At 30.2% G+C, this 17,616-nt stretch carries 16 protein-coding genes; 3 read left to right on the top strand and 13 right to left on the bottom strand.

What is annotated here, in order from left to right; translation table 11 throughout:
* Window positions 1-69: 69 nt before the first annotated feature.
* The 13 genes from STERM_RS10855 to lepA all read right to left on the bottom strand — a co-directional run bounded on the left by STERM_RS10855 (window position 70) and on the right by lepA (window position 15,153).
* Window positions 70-963 carry a Ppx/GppA phosphatase family protein gene (locus STERM_RS10855; protein WP_012861655.1) on the bottom strand — a complete coding sequence of 298 codons (894 nt, stop codon included), beginning with the start codon at window positions 961-963 and terminating at the stop codon, window positions 70-72.
* Entirely contained in the window at window positions 960-1,619 is a 660-nt protein-coding gene (locus STERM_RS10850) for a trimeric intracellular cation channel family protein (RefSeq protein ID WP_012861654.1), read from the bottom strand. The genes STERM_RS10855 and STERM_RS10850 overlap by 4 nt, the downstream gene beginning before the upstream one ends.
* A 33-nt stretch (window positions 1,620-1,652) precedes the next feature.
* Entirely contained in the window at window positions 1,653-4,634 is a 2,982-nt protein-coding gene (locus STERM_RS10845; RefSeq protein ID WP_012861653.1) for a DUF3427 domain-containing protein, read from the bottom strand.
* Window positions 4,635-4,651: 17 nt separating this feature from the next.
* Window positions 4,652-5,497: a deoxyribonuclease IV gene (nfo, locus tag STERM_RS10840; RefSeq protein WP_012861652.1), complete on the bottom strand. Its 846-nt coding sequence runs from the start codon at window positions 5,495-5,497 to the stop codon at window positions 4,652-4,654.
* A 15-nt stretch (window positions 5,498-5,512) separates the two neighbouring features.
* Complete coding sequence (locus STERM_RS10835; protein WP_012861651.1) at window positions 5,513-5,764, bottom strand: hypothetical protein; 252 nt, start codon at window positions 5,762-5,764, stop codon at window positions 5,513-5,515.
* A 35-nt stretch (window positions 5,765-5,799) separates the two neighbouring features.
* Window positions 5,800-7,551: a tRNA nucleotidyltransferase/poly(A) polymerase-related protein gene (locus tag STERM_RS10830; RefSeq protein ID WP_012861650.1), complete on the bottom strand. Its 1,752-nt coding sequence runs from the start codon at window positions 7,549-7,551 to the stop codon at window positions 5,800-5,802.
* Window positions 7,541-8,854, bottom strand: coding sequence for a 16S rRNA (cytosine(967)-C(5))-methyltransferase RsmB (gene rsmB / locus STERM_RS10825; protein WP_012861649.1), 1,314 nt, complete (start codon window positions 8,852-8,854; stop codon window positions 7,541-7,543). The genes STERM_RS10830 and rsmB overlap by 11 nt, the downstream gene beginning before the upstream one ends.
* Before the next feature lie 841 nt (window positions 8,855-9,695).
* On the bottom strand, window positions 9,696-10,079 hold the full coding sequence (locus STERM_RS10820) for a hypothetical protein (protein ID WP_012861648.1): 384 nt from the start codon (window positions 10,077-10,079) through the stop codon (window positions 9,696-9,698).
* A gap of 28 nt (window positions 10,080-10,107) precedes the next feature.
* Window positions 10,108-10,626 (bottom strand): hypothetical protein, encoded by a 519-nt coding sequence (locus tag STERM_RS10815; RefSeq protein ID WP_012861647.1) that lies wholly within the window; start codon window positions 10,624-10,626, stop codon window positions 10,108-10,110.
* A 45-nt stretch (window positions 10,627-10,671) separates the two neighbouring features.
* Window positions 10,672-11,340 (bottom strand): hypothetical protein, encoded by a 669-nt coding sequence (locus STERM_RS10810; RefSeq protein WP_012861646.1) that lies wholly within the window; start codon window positions 11,338-11,340, stop codon window positions 10,672-10,674.
* A gap of 1 nt (window position 11,341) precedes the next feature.
* Entirely contained in the window at window positions 11,342-12,070 is a 729-nt protein-coding gene (locus STERM_RS10805) for a ParA family protein (protein WP_012861645.1), read from the bottom strand.
* Window positions 12,071-12,470: 400 nt separating this feature from the next.
* Window positions 12,471-13,283, bottom strand: coding sequence for a M90 family metallopeptidase (locus tag STERM_RS10800; protein ID WP_012861644.1), 813 nt, complete (start codon window positions 13,281-13,283; stop codon window positions 12,471-12,473).
* Between the two features lie 79 nt (window positions 13,284-13,362).
* The gene (gene lepA / locus STERM_RS10795) at window positions 13,363-15,153 is read right to left on the bottom strand and encodes a translation elongation factor 4 (protein ID WP_012861643.1); all 1,791 of its coding nucleotides are present in this window, start codon (window positions 15,151-15,153) and stop codon (window positions 13,363-13,365) included.
* Between the two features lie 296 nt (window positions 15,154-15,449).
* Between lepA and mscL the strand changes: the two genes are divergently transcribed.
* The 3 genes from mscL (at window position 15,450) to STERM_RS10780 (ending at window position 17,397) form a co-directional block, all read left to right on the top strand.
* A complete protein-coding gene (mscL, locus tag STERM_RS10790; RefSeq protein ID WP_012861642.1) occupies window positions 15,450-15,839 on the top strand; it encodes a large-conductance mechanosensitive channel protein MscL in 390 nt (129 codons plus the stop codon).
* Window positions 15,840-15,909: 70 nt separating this feature from the next.
* Complete coding sequence (locus STERM_RS10785; protein ID WP_049768981.1) at window positions 15,910-16,842, top strand: LysR family transcriptional regulator; 933 nt, start codon at window positions 15,910-15,912, stop codon at window positions 16,840-16,842.
* A 132-nt stretch (window positions 16,843-16,974) separates the two neighbouring features.
* Window positions 16,975-17,397, top strand: coding sequence for a hypothetical protein (locus STERM_RS10780; RefSeq protein WP_012861640.1), 423 nt, complete (start codon window positions 16,975-16,977; stop codon window positions 17,395-17,397).
* Window positions 17,398-17,616: the final 219 nt, after the last annotated feature.

The following is a 17,616-nucleotide window of genomic DNA, read 5'->3' as shown; positions in this document are numbered from 1 at the left end:
ATTTATAAATATTTAACAAGTTTGTTTTTTTAAATTTCTTTATTCGCACAGTGCGAATTTGATTAAGTTCTAATTTAAGATATTCAATATGAAATGTCCCTCCAGAAGATCAATTTCAGAAGTAAGTATATACTCCTTATTAAAATATTCCAGTATTTTTAAAAGTAAAAAAGTTCCGGAAGTTATTACATCAGCTCTTTTGGCATTTATAGAAGGAAGCTTCATGATCTCTTCCACAGACATTTTACTTAGTTTGTGAAAATTATCTCTTATCATATCAAGAGTAAGTTTTTTATTATGAGATTTTGCTGGATCATAGGGCTCATCATAATACAGGGCAATCTGACCTGTAATTGATGCAGCTACTCCAAGCAGCTCAAAATCACTGGTAATAAAATCAATTTTAGACAGTTCATTATTAATATGATTTTCTAATTCCTGATAAGTAGTCCCCTCTTCAAGCATTTCTTTGAATCTTACAGCTCCCAAATCAAAGCTTTTTACATGTTTGGGAATTTTTTTAGGAGCTCCGTATGAAAATTCAGTACTGCCGCCGCCGATATCAACAAGAAGAACTTTTGAATAATGAGAATCAAGAAAGCTGGTTCCGCCCACAAAAGCAGCCTTTCCTTCTTCAATTCCGCTGATACAGTTTATTATAATCCCGCATTCTCTTTTTACAAGTTCCAAAAATTCTTCTCTGTTTGAAGAATCTCTAACTGCACTTGTAGCAAAGGCTAATATTTTTTCAGAATTATAGGAATCACTGATTTTTTTATATTCTTTTAAGACCTTTAATGTCCGGTTAACAGCTTCTGTAGCCAGCATTTTTGTCTTATTTACCCCTTCTCCGAGTCTGGTAAATTCGACTTTTTTAATAAGTGGATTTACAGTATTGTTTTTACTGTCTGCAATCATTAATCTGCAAGAATTAGTACCGATATCTATAATAGATGCAATCATTCTTTATTCTCTCCGTTCTTTGAATTTGAAAAATGAAGACTTAATTTATATTTTATAGCCACAAGTCTTACAAAAAGTAAAATTATAAATAAAAATGGGACAACTGTATTATAGGCAATTCCCATTTTAACAATACAGATATAATATATAATGCCCCCTGCAAAAGATAATGTAGCATAAATATCTTCTTTCAGGACAAACGGGATTTCATTTACAAGAAGGTCTCTGATAATTCCGCCTCCGACCCCTGTAATAGTCGCCATAACGGCGACACTAAGTATTCCAAGACCGCTTTTGACAGCAATACTGGCACCAATAATAGTAAATAATGCCAGACCAAGTGCATCTGAAAGCTTTACCAGTCTCATAAATATTTTTGAATTATCTATAGTTTTCATATTTAGACGCTTTTCCTGAATTTTTACAGTAAAATATATTATAAACGAAGTAAAAATTGCAAGATATACATCATGTGGTTTGGCAATAGCTACAGGCATTCTGTTGAGTAAAATATCTCTGATGATTCCGCCTCCGCAGGCGGTAATGATTCCTAAAACAGTGATACCAAAAATATCAAAATTATACTTTAAACCCTTGAAAACTCCCGAACAGGCAAAGGCAATAATTCCTACTGAATTGACAATAGTGTTTAACATTTGTTGACTCCTTTAATTCTTAAAAATACTTTATCAAACTGTAAAATCAATAAACAGCTCGTTTGGAACGGGATAATGAAGCTTCCATAACATATACATAGGCTTGTCACCATGACTGCTGAAATATTCAGACTCTCCCAGATATGTAAAAGGTGCCGCTGTCCCGTTTTCCAAAACAGGTTCCTTTCGTATAAAAATATGAACTTTCATATTCATCTCTTTATGTTTTACATACATCTGTCCTATTTTAGAATCATGCCTTGTTTTGCTCTGACTTATCCACTGAACAATGTCCTGTCTGTGAAAATAATTATCATACTTCAGCTCTTCCTTCTGTACAAGAGATTTATTTAGTGTAATAAACAGACATACATGTTCTCTAGACACTGAGTAACCGGCACGCCATGATCCTTTTTGTGCATTAGAATCAAGCAGTATCTGCAGTTCTACTCTGGAATACTCTTTGTATTTTACTAGGATGTTATTATTGAATTCATTTATATCAATTTCTTTTTTAAATTTCAAAATAAAAAGCTCAATTAGACCAATCAGTCGTTTTTTATAAAATGCAGTAAAATCAATATTTTTTAAAGAAATTATGTTAGTTTCCGGATTAAAAATAAATAAATCATTTTCACTTAGCTCTTTCATTGCTCTTATAATAAGATTATACTGTATTCTTTCATTTATTTTGACAAAAAATACAGATTCAAATTTTTCTATGACATCACTGACAGAAACTCTGTCAAGACTGTGCAAAAGCCAGATAATAAGTGTTTCATAAGGATAATTTATACTAAGATTTTTTTCTAAAATTTCAAAGATTTTCTCCTCTTCATCACTAAAATAATAATCCAGTTTTTCGATTAATTTTTGTGTTTTAACAAAAGAGCCGAACTTATTTTTCAGTCTTAGGAATAATTCTGTATTATCTTTAAAATCAATAATGTCTATTTCTCTTCCAATTTCATTTTTAAAATCCAGATATTCAGAAACAATATTGTCTCTGCTCAAACTATTATAATTCTCTATCTTAGATATTATTCTATCCTGGCATATTCTGTCAAGCTCAATATAAGATGCTCCGGGAATATCAGAAAATTGATTTCTGACTTCATTCAGGAGTCTGTCTTTTTCATTAAGAGTATTCTCTGAAAAAGCCTGAGTAATTATGTAGTCCTTTTTATGATTCCCTATAAAATCCAAAATAGTTACAAAATCTTTATTCTTAACTTTTCTGAGACCGCGTCCCAGCTGCTGTATAAATATTGTAGATGACATAGTAGGCCTTAGAAATAATAAAAGATTAACATCAGGTATATCAATACCCTCGTTAAAAATATCCACAACACACAAAATTTCGATTTCCCCTGTTTGAAAAGCATTTATTACTTCTTTTCTTTTCAGCTGACTGTCTTTCGCAGTGATTGATTCTGTCGTATAACCTTTCAGTCTGAACTGCTCTTTCATGAACTCTGCGTGTTTTATATTCGCACAAAAAGCAATAGATTTTACCCTGTCTCCGTCAAAACCTATTTTCTCTATTTTATTATGAATAAAGTCTACCCTTTTTGGTATGCTTAATTTTTCACCAAGTATTTTATCATCATATTTTCCGTTACTAAAAGGGATCTGCTCATAATCCACAGTATCGTCAATTACTCCAAAATAATGAAAAGGAGAGAGTAAGTCATATTCAAGAGCTTCACGAAGACCCATCTCTCCAATCAGATTATAATCACACAGTTCCAAAATATCTTTCCCGTCCATTCTTTCAGGTGTTGCAGTAAGCCCTAACATAAAAAAAGGATTAAAATAATTGATTACAGCTTCATAAGTGGAAGCTTTTGAATGATGAAACTCATCTATAATAATGTAATCGAAAGCATCTTTTGAAAAATATTCCGTATTTTTATACAAAGATTGAATTGTAGAAAACATAAATCTTTTATTATAATTTTTTTCACTGCCTGTAAGAAAGCCATATTCATTTTTATCATAAGGAAGAATTTTCGAGAAAACATTAAAAGCATTATTTATAAGCTCTTCCCTGTGTGCTATAAATAAAAATGACTTGGGATTCATTTTTAGAATATCCATAGCAGCGAGATAAGTTTTACCAGTCCCCGTAGCAGCTACAATCAATCCTTTTTTATTTCCGAATTCTCTTGTGAGTTTTAATTTCTCAAGAAGCTCTGACTGCATTTTATTAGGCATAAATATTTCTTTTTCAGTTTCTTCTTTTTTAAAATCGAATGTTTCAATATTTCCGCTTTTGTTTCTGAAATTTTCATACATATCAATAAATTTTGAATTCAATTCTATTGCTTCATTACTATCCCATATTTTTTCAAACTGCTCATACGACTGATCAAAAATTTCCAGATAGTTATCTTTTACCAGTCGTACATTCCATTCCTCACCGGAATATAAAGCAGACTGACTTAGATTTGAAGAGCCTATAATACATGAGCTGTATTCTTTTCTGTGAAATAAATAAGCTTTTGTATGAAAACTCTCCCGTGTATTGTTATAAATCTTTATTTCCAAATTATCATATTCTGCAAGCTTTCTCAGAGCTTTTGGATCTGTTATGTTCAAATATACCGAAGTGACTATTTTCCCTTTTATTCCTCTATTTTTTAATTCGTCAAGTGTATTTATAAGAAGCTGTATACCTGAAAATTTTATAAAACTCACGATAAAACAAAAAGAATCACAGCTGTTCAGCTCCTCCTTCAAATATGTAAAAAAGTTTTTAAATTTTGTTTTTTGATTAACAATAAGAAAATTGCTATTATTACAATTACTCCGGTTAAACTGCAAAGGCAGTTCAAACTTTGTATTTAAAACTGATTCAGTCATATTTACAGCATTATCATAATCATTCAAAGAAATTTTTTCATCAAGAACTTGGGAGAAAAATGCTAGAATTTCGTACTTTAGCATACTGGAATATTGATCATAAGGTACTGTGATTCCAGTTTTTTCTCCTTTTTTTGCTAATACAGACATTTTGTATTCTCCATAAATTAATTTTTACTTAAAGAGTATAAGAATTCTAGCTCTTTTTTCCATATTGTGTCGTCTATAGTTTCCAGTATTATAGGTATGTCATCAAGTCTTTTATCATTCATAATAAGACGAAAACACTCCTCGCCAAGTTTTCCCTTCAAAAGACTTTCATGCCTGTCCTTTTTCAGCCCAAGATCATACATGGAATCATTCAGATGAATTCCTTTCAGATACTTAAAGCCTACTATACTCTCAAAAGCATCCATAGTATTCTTATATGCTTTTTCAGTTCTTAAATCATATCCGGCTGCAAAAGCATGACAGGTATCGATACATACTCCTACTCTGCTTTGATCTTTTACAAGCGATATTATATCTCTCAGATGTTCAAATTTATAACCCATGTTGCTTCCCATTCCGGCAGTATTTTCCAAAACAATGTTTATAAAATCAGTAGCAGCATGTACATTATTGATAGAATCAGCAATGAGTTCTATGCATTCTTCTTCGGTAATAGCTTTCAAATGACTTCCCGGATGTACATTAATCAAAGTCAGACCGAGCTGCTCGCATCTGCCGGCTTCATCAATCATGGAATTATAAGATTTTTCTCTTTTTTCGATTTCCGGATTTCCGAGATTAATAAGATATCCGGCATGTGGAAGGATATGCTCTGCATTATATCCAAATTCATTTATTTCATTTTTAAATTTTTCGATTTCTGAGCTTTCCAGCGGCTTTGCCTCCCACCTTTTCTGGTTTTTGACAAAAAGTCCGAAAGCTTTGGCATTTATATTTTTAGCATTTATTGGTGCCTGTGAGACTCCTCCCGATGCACTGACATGAGCGCCGATGTATTTCATTTTTACCTCCGTATTTTATAGTACAGTTTTTTTCAGTATAGGATATATAATCAGGAATGTAAGTACAGATGATACTATAAATGAAAGCAGATAAACGATCTTTGAAGGATCATTTCCTGTTCTTGTATCAATCCGCAGCATAAAACCTATAAGTTTGAATGATAAATAATTTACAGTAAGAAAAACAAATATTAACACCAATATTCCATAGCCCAAAATAGGTGCCTCATAGGGCATATGATCTAATGAAAAATCACCAACTCCCATATTTTCAGCCTCCTTTGCAATTTAGAATTTTCTATTTATTTTAATTCATTTGATAACATATCATTTGCTTTTTTCAAAATTTTCTTTTGAAGTCTGTAGGTTATTAATTTAGCAGCTTCATCATAAGTGGCCCATCTGTATTCTGCTACCTCGTCTGTCTGAATTTTTACATTATCTGTAACTGCTTCTGCAAGAAAATATATTACTGTTTTAAATATAAATGGTGCGGGAAAATATTGTATAGTTTCTCGGAAATCATCATGAAATTTTACATTTAGACCTGTTTCCTCAAAAATTTCACGCACTGCAGTCTCTTTCTCTGTTTCTTCACCTTCAAAGTGCCCTTTAGGAAATCCCCAGTTACCTCTTATAAGCATAATCAGAAGATACTTGATTTCATTTCCCTCAACTTTATAGACAATAGCCCCTGAAGATTTTGTTTCCTGAAGTTCTTCATTTATTCCTTTTGTATTCATAATGTAATTTACAATATCTTTTTTATTATTTTCAAGATTTCCGTCCAAAACTTTTTCATAAATTTCATTTTTAATTTTACTGATCTGCTTTTGCTGAATTTTTAATGCCAGCATATCATTACCATTGATCTCTAAGTCCTGCTTTTCAATATTTTCGTTTTTATCAATGATTTCATCTACTTTAGATTTTAAAGAATCTATCAAGGAATAATCAACAGGCGGTTTTTTTGAGCTCATATCAGCATAAAAATGATCAAATATTTTATCTAAATTTTCAATTCCTACTTTGCAAATAAATTTTTTTATTGCTTTAGCTCCCGGTTTTTCAAAAATTATCATATGATTTCGAATTAAGACGTCCACATCTCTAATAAAGTCATTCGGAAATTTCAATCTTCTAAGAGCAGCCGAAGCAATCTCTGCACTGTTATTCTCATGCCCGTAATAGTGTGAAATTCCGTTTTTATCAATTGAGTGCGTATTAGGCTTGCCTATGTCGTGAAAAAGAGCTGTGATGCGTGTAAGAAGATCTTTTTGCGTATTTTTTACTACTGACACGGTATGGGCAAAAACATCCTTATGGTGATGAGGATTATTCTGATTAAATTCATAGAGCATTTCAATTTCGGGTATTATTATTTCCAGAATTCCCAGTTCTTTCATCAGCAGCAGTCCTTTATCCACATAATCTGAAAGCAGGATTTTTGAAAATTCCTCTCTTATACGCTCTTTTGAAATTTTTTTCAGCTGCAATTTATTTTTAAGTATAGCTTTTTTTGTCTCTGTTTCCAAATCAAATCCTAAAGCAGAAACAAATCTTACAGCACGTAATATTCGTAATGCGTCCTCTTTTATTCTGAGGCCGGGATCTCCAACAAAGCGTATCAGTTTATTTTTTATATCACTGCTTCCGTTATATAAATCAATAAGTCCGTTTTTACGGCTGTAGGCCATAGCATTTATTGTAAAATCTCTTCTTTTGAGATCTTCGGCAATTTCATCAACAAATTTTACACTTTCAGGATGTCTGCCGTTAAGTATTCCGATATCTTTTCTAAATTTTGCTATTTCATAATGAATACCATTTATTTTTATCATCAGTATACCAAAATGTTTACCTATTTCTTTGGGATTATAATCTTTAAAAAGCTCTTTTAACGTCGAATAAGCGATATTTGTAGTAAAATCATAGTCTTTAGGCGAAACTCCAAGAAGTATATCCCTTACTGAACCGCCCACTATATAACCTTCACCGTTTTTGTTCAGAATATCCAAAATAAATTCGACATCATTATTAAGTTCAAATATCATTTTTCCCCTTCTTTCTAAATTTTGCTATGTAGAAGCCGTCCAGATATTTATTTCTGTAATCAATAAAGCTGCCACCGAACTCATCTTTAGAAATAAATACATTATCAGGGAAAATAACATTTTCAATAACCAAATCAGGATATTTTTCTGTAAAGTATTTTATGTTGTTGGTATTCTCTTCACGGGTAAAGGTACATGTACTGTAGATAATTACCCCATTTTCTTTTAGTGAATGATATGCACTGTCAAAAATTGCTTTCTGTATTTTTTTTAATTTTTTAATATCACTGTTTTCCAGTGTATAGATTTTTTCAGGCTTTTTTCGTAACACACCTAGACCGCTGCAAGGAACATCCAGTAAAATTTTGTCAAATTTCTCGTTTAACTCTCCTATTTCTCTGGCATCATTCAATACAATTTTTAAATTAGTGAAATTATTTTTTTTCTTTATTTCTTTCAGCATTCCTATTTTATGTTCATGTATATCTGAAGCTACTACTAAATCAGGGTTGTATTCCTGAAGAATTGCAGACATTTTTCCGCCCGGAGCACTGCAGGCATCCAGAACAATGTCATCATCCTGTACGTCCAGAGCCTTGACTGCAAGATATGAAGATGCATCCTGCACAGAAAAACAGTTTTCTTTAAATTCTTTTGTATCAAGTAAAGCAGAGTTAGACATATAAAATACATTTTCTATTTCAAATAATATTTTACTTTCATGCTTTCCGGCCAGCTTAATGAAATCTTCTCTTGAAAATTTTCTTGGGTTAATTCTGAAAGATAAATAGCTTTTTGTCTTATAAGATTGTAGTATTCTTACATAATTTTCTGGGTAATCAGAAGCTATTTTGTTAATAATCCATTGCGGATAAGAAAGTTCCACAGAATATTTTTTTGTCGGCGGAATTTCTGAGACCAGCTGGTCGTATTTTTGAAAAATATTTCGTAATATTACATTTACAAAACCAGTTTGATGTTTATTTATAATTTTTGCAGTTTCTACAGCTTCAAAAACTATTCCTGAATAATCGCTCTCTTTATTTAATAAAAATTGTGCAACAGAGATTCTGAGTAATTGTTTTATTTTTCTCTTTTTTATGTTTGAAGCGTTTTTCTCTATTAAATAATCTATAAAAATAAGATTTTTTAATGTCGTATGTATTATATTTGTTATGAACGATTTTTCTTTTTTATTATAACCTTTAGTTGAAAAGTAATAGTTAAGCTGAAGATTGCTGTATTTTCCTCCTGCAATTATTTCATCCAATAAATTTGTTAAATCTAATTTTATATTATTCACTTTGTCTCCTTAAAATTTCTATATGTTTGAGATCTGGGAGTTTACCTCCTAATATATTATAGCACATAATCTGCGATTATTGTAGAAAACAAAGTATTTTATAAACATTTTTTAGATAAAAAAATATTGAAAATATATTTTATATTTCATTAAATGATTTGTCGTGTTTTAATGAGTGATAATTTTACAAAAAATATATTTTATTTATCAGGGAGAAAAGATTTTTCAAATGAAGAGAATGGTAAAAAAATCTTACACTATAATAAGTGTTTTTATTTTATAAAGTGCATAAAATGAGATTAACAGTAAATATGATCTCTCAGATAAAAAAATCACATTATATTATGATATATGTGAAAAGCTCTTTGAAGTAAGTAATTTTATGAAATTAATTTTCATTTTTTCTAATTTTTTCTCTACTGTAGTCTGAATCACTTTTCAGAATATATTTTCAATTAATACAACATTTTTTTAGAAAAAAAACTCTCAGATAATACTTTCAGTTTATAATTTTAGTTTCAAATCATTTTTGACTTTGATGCTATAATGTCCATGTATAATAAAAAATTTCTTTTTTATACGATATACACCGCATAAATAAAATTAATATTACAGCTTAATTCCTGTATCTTCCAATAATTTAAACAACAATATATAAAAATTCTAAATACTGTTCACTGCTTTTATGAAATGTTCTGTAGAAATGCTCTAACTATAATTTATATTATTAAACCTAATCATTTTTTTAAATAATCTCTATAATAAAAGCCCGGTTTAATTTTAACTCAGAAAAAGCTACATAATTCTGAAAAAATTATCCGGGCAATTTATATTAATTTATCTACCAATGTTTACTTAGTGTACAGCCTAACCCTGAAAGGATTACCATACAGTCCCTTTCAATGTCAGAAATTTTATTGCCGACATATTGTACTATATTATGTCTATCGACAATACATGCCAGTTTACTATCTAAAATATCATTCTTACTGTCAACATAAATAACATTATTAGAAATTTGCTCTTTAACTGATGAATTAAAAATAATTATTTTTACAAGATCATTATACTCCAGAGTATCTGAGAGATATTTTATTTCCTCCGGAGTAAAAACTTCAGAACCCAAAATTATTTTTACACTTCTTCCATAAGTATCAAGTGTGATGGTTTTTCCATTTGCTGTTCCTATAAAATCAGGATATATTTGATCCAGAATCGGTATCATTTTAATCACCTGCCGTTTATATTTTATATTAAAAAAAGTTTTTCAATAATTCATTTAACTTGCTATGGGCAATATTTACAGCTTCGTTATATTCTCTTGAGCTAAGATCATTTTTTCTAATGACTGCTATATTATAATCTTTATATACCTCATTAATCATTCTAATGATTTTGTTGGTTTCAAAATCTTTACTCTGTAATCCTGAATTTGAAATATAATATAAATAATAAAAATTTTCCATATATTCATCTATTGATATTTTGTCCTCCATGAATTCTTTTGACAAAATTTCCAGGAATGTTAATCCTGCATTTTCATATGTGATTTCTGACAGATGAAATTCATTTATAAATTCACTATAATTTTTATCAAAATTTTTGATATCTTTATTTCCGCCTATATCTGATAACTTTATTAAAGACTTTGATTTATATCCTGAATGTATTAAATCCTTAGCATATTTGCAAATATCGTGATAATCATCTATATACTCACACATATAGCTAATATGTAGATCTTTAGGAGTCTGAATCTTTCTTTTTTTCATTCCAAAAAACCTCCTTGAAAGTAAAAATACAAACTAAATTTTTGATTATACTGTCAGACGCGTCTGACGATATAATTCATCATCAATTTGTTTTAAGTTTTCTTCTATTTCCTTTATTTCTTCTGCTAATTTATCGATAAGATTTTGTTTTCTTTCTTTTTCTTTTAAGAGAAATTCTCTTAAATTAGACTTATCAGATAACTTTTCTTCTTCCTTTGTTTCTTTTATTCTCTTCAAAATTTCAGTAGGATTTTCTGCTTCTAGTACTTCTAATACCTCTGCTTCATCGAAACTCTCTTTTTTTATACCTGTAAATTCTTTTATGATTCTAACTGGAAGCTCAAGAATTCTTTCAGGTTCACGAAGAGTCCCCTGCATTTCCAGATAAAATTGATATCTTCTCACAGCAGTATTGGCTGTATCACGGCTTATGCCCAATAACTCTGTCCACTTTCCGAATGATCCGGATTTATTATTGGCAAATACCTCATTTGCTTCAAATATTGCTTTTGAAAATTTGAAAAGATGTTCTTTTGTTTTTTCTTCATGAAATTTCACATCATTTTCAATACGAATTAATTTGTCAATATCTTCCTGACTTACTACTCCAAGTTCGGAATAATTAATATCCCGCAGACTTTTTATTTCCATGAGAGTGTTATCAGTCGGATTTGAACTTCTAATGTTTAAGTTTAGTTTTTTTAGTTTACTCATTTTAAATTCCCTCTTTTTTCAAAATCTCTCTTCCTAAGCTGATATAATCATTTGCGCCATTTGAATTTGGTGCGTAATCAAATATTGATTTATGTTCAAGAATACTTTCCGATAACATAACATTTTTTCTGACAATAGAATTTAACAAAAGTTCTCCGTAAGCCTCTTCCAGATCAGTTTTAACTTTTTCTGACAAAGCTGTTTTTTCCATTCTGGTCAAAATAATTCCGCTGACTTCTTTCTTGAGCTTCTTACTAAAATTAATTGTAGTATTAAGACCATTTATTTCATTTTGTCCGGGAATTAAAATGGAATAAACGTTGGAAGCATATATTGCACTTGTAGTATACGGATTAAAAGCCGGAGCTGTGTCAATAACAGCAATTTCATATAATTCATCTAATTGCGATAAAAATTCATTTAGAATTTCAAAATATAGCGGAGACTCAGAAGTCAAAAGCTGCATGTCATTTTCGGCATTCCCGGCAGGAATCAGGTGTAAATTATCGTTAATAACAATTGGTTCATAATCGTCGGTTCTTCCGAGCAAATAATCTCCAATGGTTGTTTTTTTTTCGTCCATTCCAAAATTTCTTACCATATTTTGCTGAGGATCAAGATCTATAGCTAAAGTTTTGTATCCTGCTTTTGAAAAAAAATGTGCCAGATTAAAAGCTGTAGTTGTTTTCCCAACTCCTCCCTTATTATTTATTATAGATATCTTCTTCATTTTAATTCTCTCCTTTTAATAAAAAATTTCACAGATATGTTTTTGAATAAAAATCCATATAATAGAAGTTTACATTATTTTAGCAAATTAATGAAGCAAAATTTTTTCAAAAATAAAAAAATGCTGTTTTCTTTCAGTAAAATCAGCATTTTTATTTTAAAAATATTATCTATATTTTTATGTTGAAATTTCAGGAATTGATTTTTCAAAAAAGGGTAAATATTTATAATTTAAATATAAATTTTCAAGTTCTACTATGAGTAAATAAAGTTATTCATAAGTAGACTTAGATTTTACAGCTTATTTTTATCATTTGCTGTATGATTGTCTGCTGGCCGGCATTTATTTTATTTTCTGTCCTGCCGGCAACTAAATATTCAGGTTTATTTTAGATGTTATGTCATCTAAAAAATATTTTTTCCGGATCAATTTTGTAATATCGTACTAAAAGATTATATAGTTCTGGGTGCTCTGCTTTCATAAGAGCCGGCTTTTCAAAAAAAGTTTCGGTAGATACAGCAAAGAATTCTGCTTTATTTGTAGTTCCATAAAAATCTATGCTGTCATATTCGGCATTTTCCATTTCTTTAATAAGATTATTATATTCTTTATCAAAAGTGTTTTTCCATGTATAGTAATCAGTATTTAAATTTGCCGGAATTCCGTCAGCCTGTCCTGATTGCTGATCAAGCTGATGAGCGAATTCATGAAGAGCTCCATTGTGTCCGTCAGAAAAATTTTGAGCTCCATTTACTACATCGCACCATGATAATACCACTACCCCAAAATTCCATGATTCTCCTAAATTTACACTTTTGTTTTGTCCTTTTTGATCAGAAATATACATCTTCGGATATACAACTACAGAAGTGAGATTAGGAAAATAATTAGGATTTTCATCTCCTAAGATCAATAGACCGGCCAGTCCAAAAATAGTATATTTTATTTCATCAGTAATTTTAATTCCTATACTGTCTATATCAATAAGCTCTGATAAAATATAAGAATCTGTAATAAGCTTTTCTTTAAAGGTATTATTTAAATGCTCATAGAACAGGAAGTTCTTATGAAATACTGATTCTATGATACCCTTTCTTTCGGATTTACTGAGCTTCATTTTTATATACTGTATTTTGACGGATCTTCTTTTAACAAAGATACCAATCAAAATAAATAAAATTATCAAGACAATTATAAGAAAAAATATGTCCATAAAATTCCTCCGTTAATATATGGTTTTGAAAAAGCCTGTTCTGACAATGATAATATTTTTCCAGAACAGGCAATATATTTTATTTGTTTAATTTTAGTACTGATAAAAAAGCTTCCTGTGGAATTTCTACATTTCCTATAGCTTTCATACGTTTCTTTCCTTCTTTTTGCTTTTCAAGGAGTTTTTTCTTACGTGAAATATCTCCTCCGTAACATTTTGCAAGGACATTTTTTCTTAATGCTCTTATAGTTTCTCTTGCTATTATTTTGCTTCCAAGAGCGGCCTGAAGCGGTATTTCGAACTGCTGTCGTGGAATTACTTCTTTAAGTCTCTCCACTATACTTCTTCCACGGTTGAAGGCATGATCTTTATGTGCAATAAAAGAAAAAGCATCCACAACATTGCCGCTTACAAGTATATCTACTTTAACCAGATCAGATTCCTTATATCCGATCATTTCATATTCAAATGAGGCATAACCTCTTGTTCTTGATTTCAACTTATCATAAAAGTCTATTACTACGTCTGCCAAAGGAAGATCATATCTTAGCATGGTTCTTGTTTCATCAAGATAAGACATGTCAATATAAGTTCCTCTTTTTTCCTGGCATAATTCCATAACATTTCCTACATAATCTCTTGGAACAATTATAGTCCCTTTTATATACGGTTCTTCGATACTTTTTTTCCCGGCTGGAAATTCTGCCGGATTGTCTATTATCAAATGCTCTCCTGTTTCTGTAGTTACGTGATATTCTACAGACGGTGCTGTAGAAATAAGATCAATATCAAATTCACGTCTTAGTCTTTCGACTATGATTTCCATATGAAGTAATCCCAGAAAACCGCATCTGAAACCAAATCCCAAAGCAATGGAAGTTTCGGGAACATATGTAAGTGATGCATCATTCAGCTGTAATTTTTCCAGTGCCTCACGCAAATCTTCATAATCATCAGTAGATATAGGATAGATTCCCGCGAAAACCATACTTTGAGCCGGTCTGTATCCCTCCAGTGGTTTTTCGGCAGGATTCTTAACATGAGTTATAGTATCCCCTACCTGAGTATCTTTTATAGATTTTACTCCGGTAATTATGTAGCCGACACTTCCTACGGAAAGCTCGTTTTTTTCTGTCATTTTAGGAGAAAATATACCTGTTTCCAAAACTTCAAATTCTTTATTGGTAGACATAATTTTTATTTTGTCCCCTTTTTTTATTACACCGTCAATGACTCTGACATAGGTAATAACTCCTCTGAAATCATCATAATGAGAATCGAATATAAGTGCTTTCAGCGGAGAAGACATGCCTCCTTTAGGCTCAGGTATGTATTTTACTATTGCTTCCAGAAGTTCATCAATACCAAGACCTGTTTTTCCTGAAACCAGAACAGCATTGTCAGTAGGCAGACCGATAATATCTTCTATTTCCAGCTTTACTTTTTCCGGATCAGCTGAAGGCAGATCTATCTTATTAATAACAGGAAGTATTTCAAGATCGTGCTCCAAAGCCAGATATACATTGGCTAGTGTCTGTGCTTCTATTCCCTGAGCGGCATCTACGACTAAAAGAGCTCCGTCACATGCTGCAAGTGATCTCGATACTTCATATATAAAGTCTACGTGTCCCGGTGTATCTATTAAATTCAGTTCATATTTATTGCCGTCAGCAGCTGTATAATTTAAAGTAACAGCCTGGGCTTTTATTGTAATTCCCTTTTCTCTTTCCAAATCCATACTATCCAATAACTGTTCCTTCATTTCTCTTTCTGTAACTGTTCCGGTCATTTCCAGCAGTCTGTCAGCAATTGTAGATTTACCATGGTCAATGTGAGCAATTATTGAAAAGTTCCTTTTGAGATTTTGCATCTTTATTTTCCTCCATTTTATATTTCTATATCATTATATATTATAGCGGGAGATATTTCAATAAATAAAATTTTGCTTTCCCCTGTCTCAGGTATTTTTAGCTAAAACACTTCTAACTGAATAATATAGAAAATAAACATAAAAATATTTATATTATCGTATCAAATATAATAAAAATGATTTTTCATTCTATTGAAAATATGATATAATTATTAAGAATAATTGTTCTAATAATATTTTATTATCTTATAAATGTTGTTTTTATTTTTGAAATTTATCCATCTTAAGGAGGTAAAATGTTTAAAGAATTCAAGGAATTTATCTCAAAAGGCAATGTAATCGATCTAGCTGTAGGGGTTATTATAGGCGGTGCTTTTGGTAAAATAGTCACTTCACTGGTAGATAGCATAATCATGCCTGTTTTGGGTCTGATTCTCGGCAAAATAAATTTTCAGGAGCTCAAACTGGTCTTAAAGCAATCAGACGGTGTAAATCCGGAGCTTGCTATATCATACGGTCTATTTATTCAAAATGTAATAAATTTTTTATTGATAGGATTTGTTTTGTTCCTGATGGTAAAATCTATTAATAAGTTTAGAAAAAAAGAAGAAGCTTTGGAAGCTGAAGAAAAACCAACTCTTGATCAGGAGCTTTTGAGGGAAATCAGAGATATTCTAAAAAAATAGAAAATATTATTATTAAATTTAGTACCTTATCTAAGCATTTTTCAGATGAGGCACTAGTGTTTTTACTGACATGAATAATACTGAGTCAGACAAAGCACCGGTGGCTTTAAGGAAAGGAAATAAAGTGAATTACAGGAAACTGAAAATCTTTTATTCGGTGTCTGAGACACTGAATATGACAAAAACCTCAAAAAAAATGTATATAAGTCAGAGTGCTGTCAGCCAGATAATTAAAGAGCTCGAAGAAGACTTGGGAGTTATTTTGTTTGAGCGGATTTACAAAAAGTTATATTTAACAGAAGAAGGCATGCTCTTTAAAGAATATACAAGAAGAATTTTAAATATGTGGGATGATATGAATGAACATATGCAGAGTAAAAAGAAAAATATACTAATCAAAGTCGGAGGAAGTACCATAAGCGGAATTTATCTATTACCCTATCTTTGTAAAAACTTTTCTACTATCTATAATAATGTAAATTTCAATATTCAGATTGATAATACTACTAAGATAATAAAAAAAGTTCTTGAGAACGATATCGATATAGGAATAATAGATGGAATTATGCCTAATAATAATGAAATAATTTCAATAGAAATGCAAAAGGATTATTTAAAAGTAGTTACACCAAACATAGAAAAATTCAAAAATAAAGAAAAATTTGCTATAGAAGACTTTAAGCATGAGAATATGATCTTAAGGGAAGAAGGCTCAGGAACCAGAAAGACTGTAGATGAATATATTGAAAGATTGAAAATAAAGACTGAAAATAAAATGGTCATAGGAAATAACGAAGCAATAAAAAAGATGGTGGAAATTGGCTTGGGAATAACCATAATATCCACTCTGGCAATAGAAAATGAGATACTTGAAGAAAAACTTCTTGCTTTTAATGTAACAGATACAGAAATAAGCAGAAATTTTCATATAATCATACATAAAGATAAATATATCTCATCAATGCTGAATAATTTTATTGATTTATTAAAAAGAGGTTTTTAAGATAATACTCTTATATTTAACATACACCACAAGCATACTAATGGAAAACAAATTTTAAACTAAGAATAAAAGTTTGATTTTTTCTAAATTTAAAGTTATAATAACACTATAATTAAACTAGGAGGAGAAAAAATGACAGGAACATACTCAGAAGAAATATTAAATAATCTAAAAAAACATGACTTTAATGTGGAATTTTCAGTTTTAAAGCATGACTATACTATTCCGGTATTTTACACAAAGGTAAAGCTTATTGATAAAGCTGGAAGAGCTGTGGAAGGAATTGGATTCAGCGATGTGGAACCAATTAAAGCTGAAGAGAATGCAATAGAAAATGCTATTCACATATATGAAAATTATTCTGATATTACTGTAGAATCAAATCTTTTGTATCTGGATCAGGTTCAGATTATTATTTCTACAAATGTAACGAAAAATGATAAATATGCTAAAAATGTATTAACAGTTATTAAGCCAAGTGATGATACAGAAATTATAGACATATTAAAAACTGCATTATTAGATGGATTAGAAAAAGGATTAAGCCTATTATAAAAAGCGACTGCACTTAGCAGTCTTTTTTTATACTTCATTTTAGACCAATCGGTCTTATTTTTTTTGTAAAAAATATAAAATAATATAAAAAGTTAAAATAATATTTAATATAACTGACAAATTTCTTCTGCTATTCAGATGCTTCATACCAGTAATCCGGTATCATCATTTCAAACTACTCTTTTACATATTCAAAATAAAAAAATAAATCATGAATTG

Source organism: Sebaldella termitidis ATCC 33386 (genome assembly GCF_000024405.1).
GTDB lineage: Bacteria > Fusobacteriota > Fusobacteriia > Fusobacteriales > Leptotrichiaceae > Sebaldella > Sebaldella termitidis.
The sequence above is the reverse complement of the archived record's forward strand: the minus strand, read 5'-3'. Positions and strand labels throughout refer to the sequence as shown.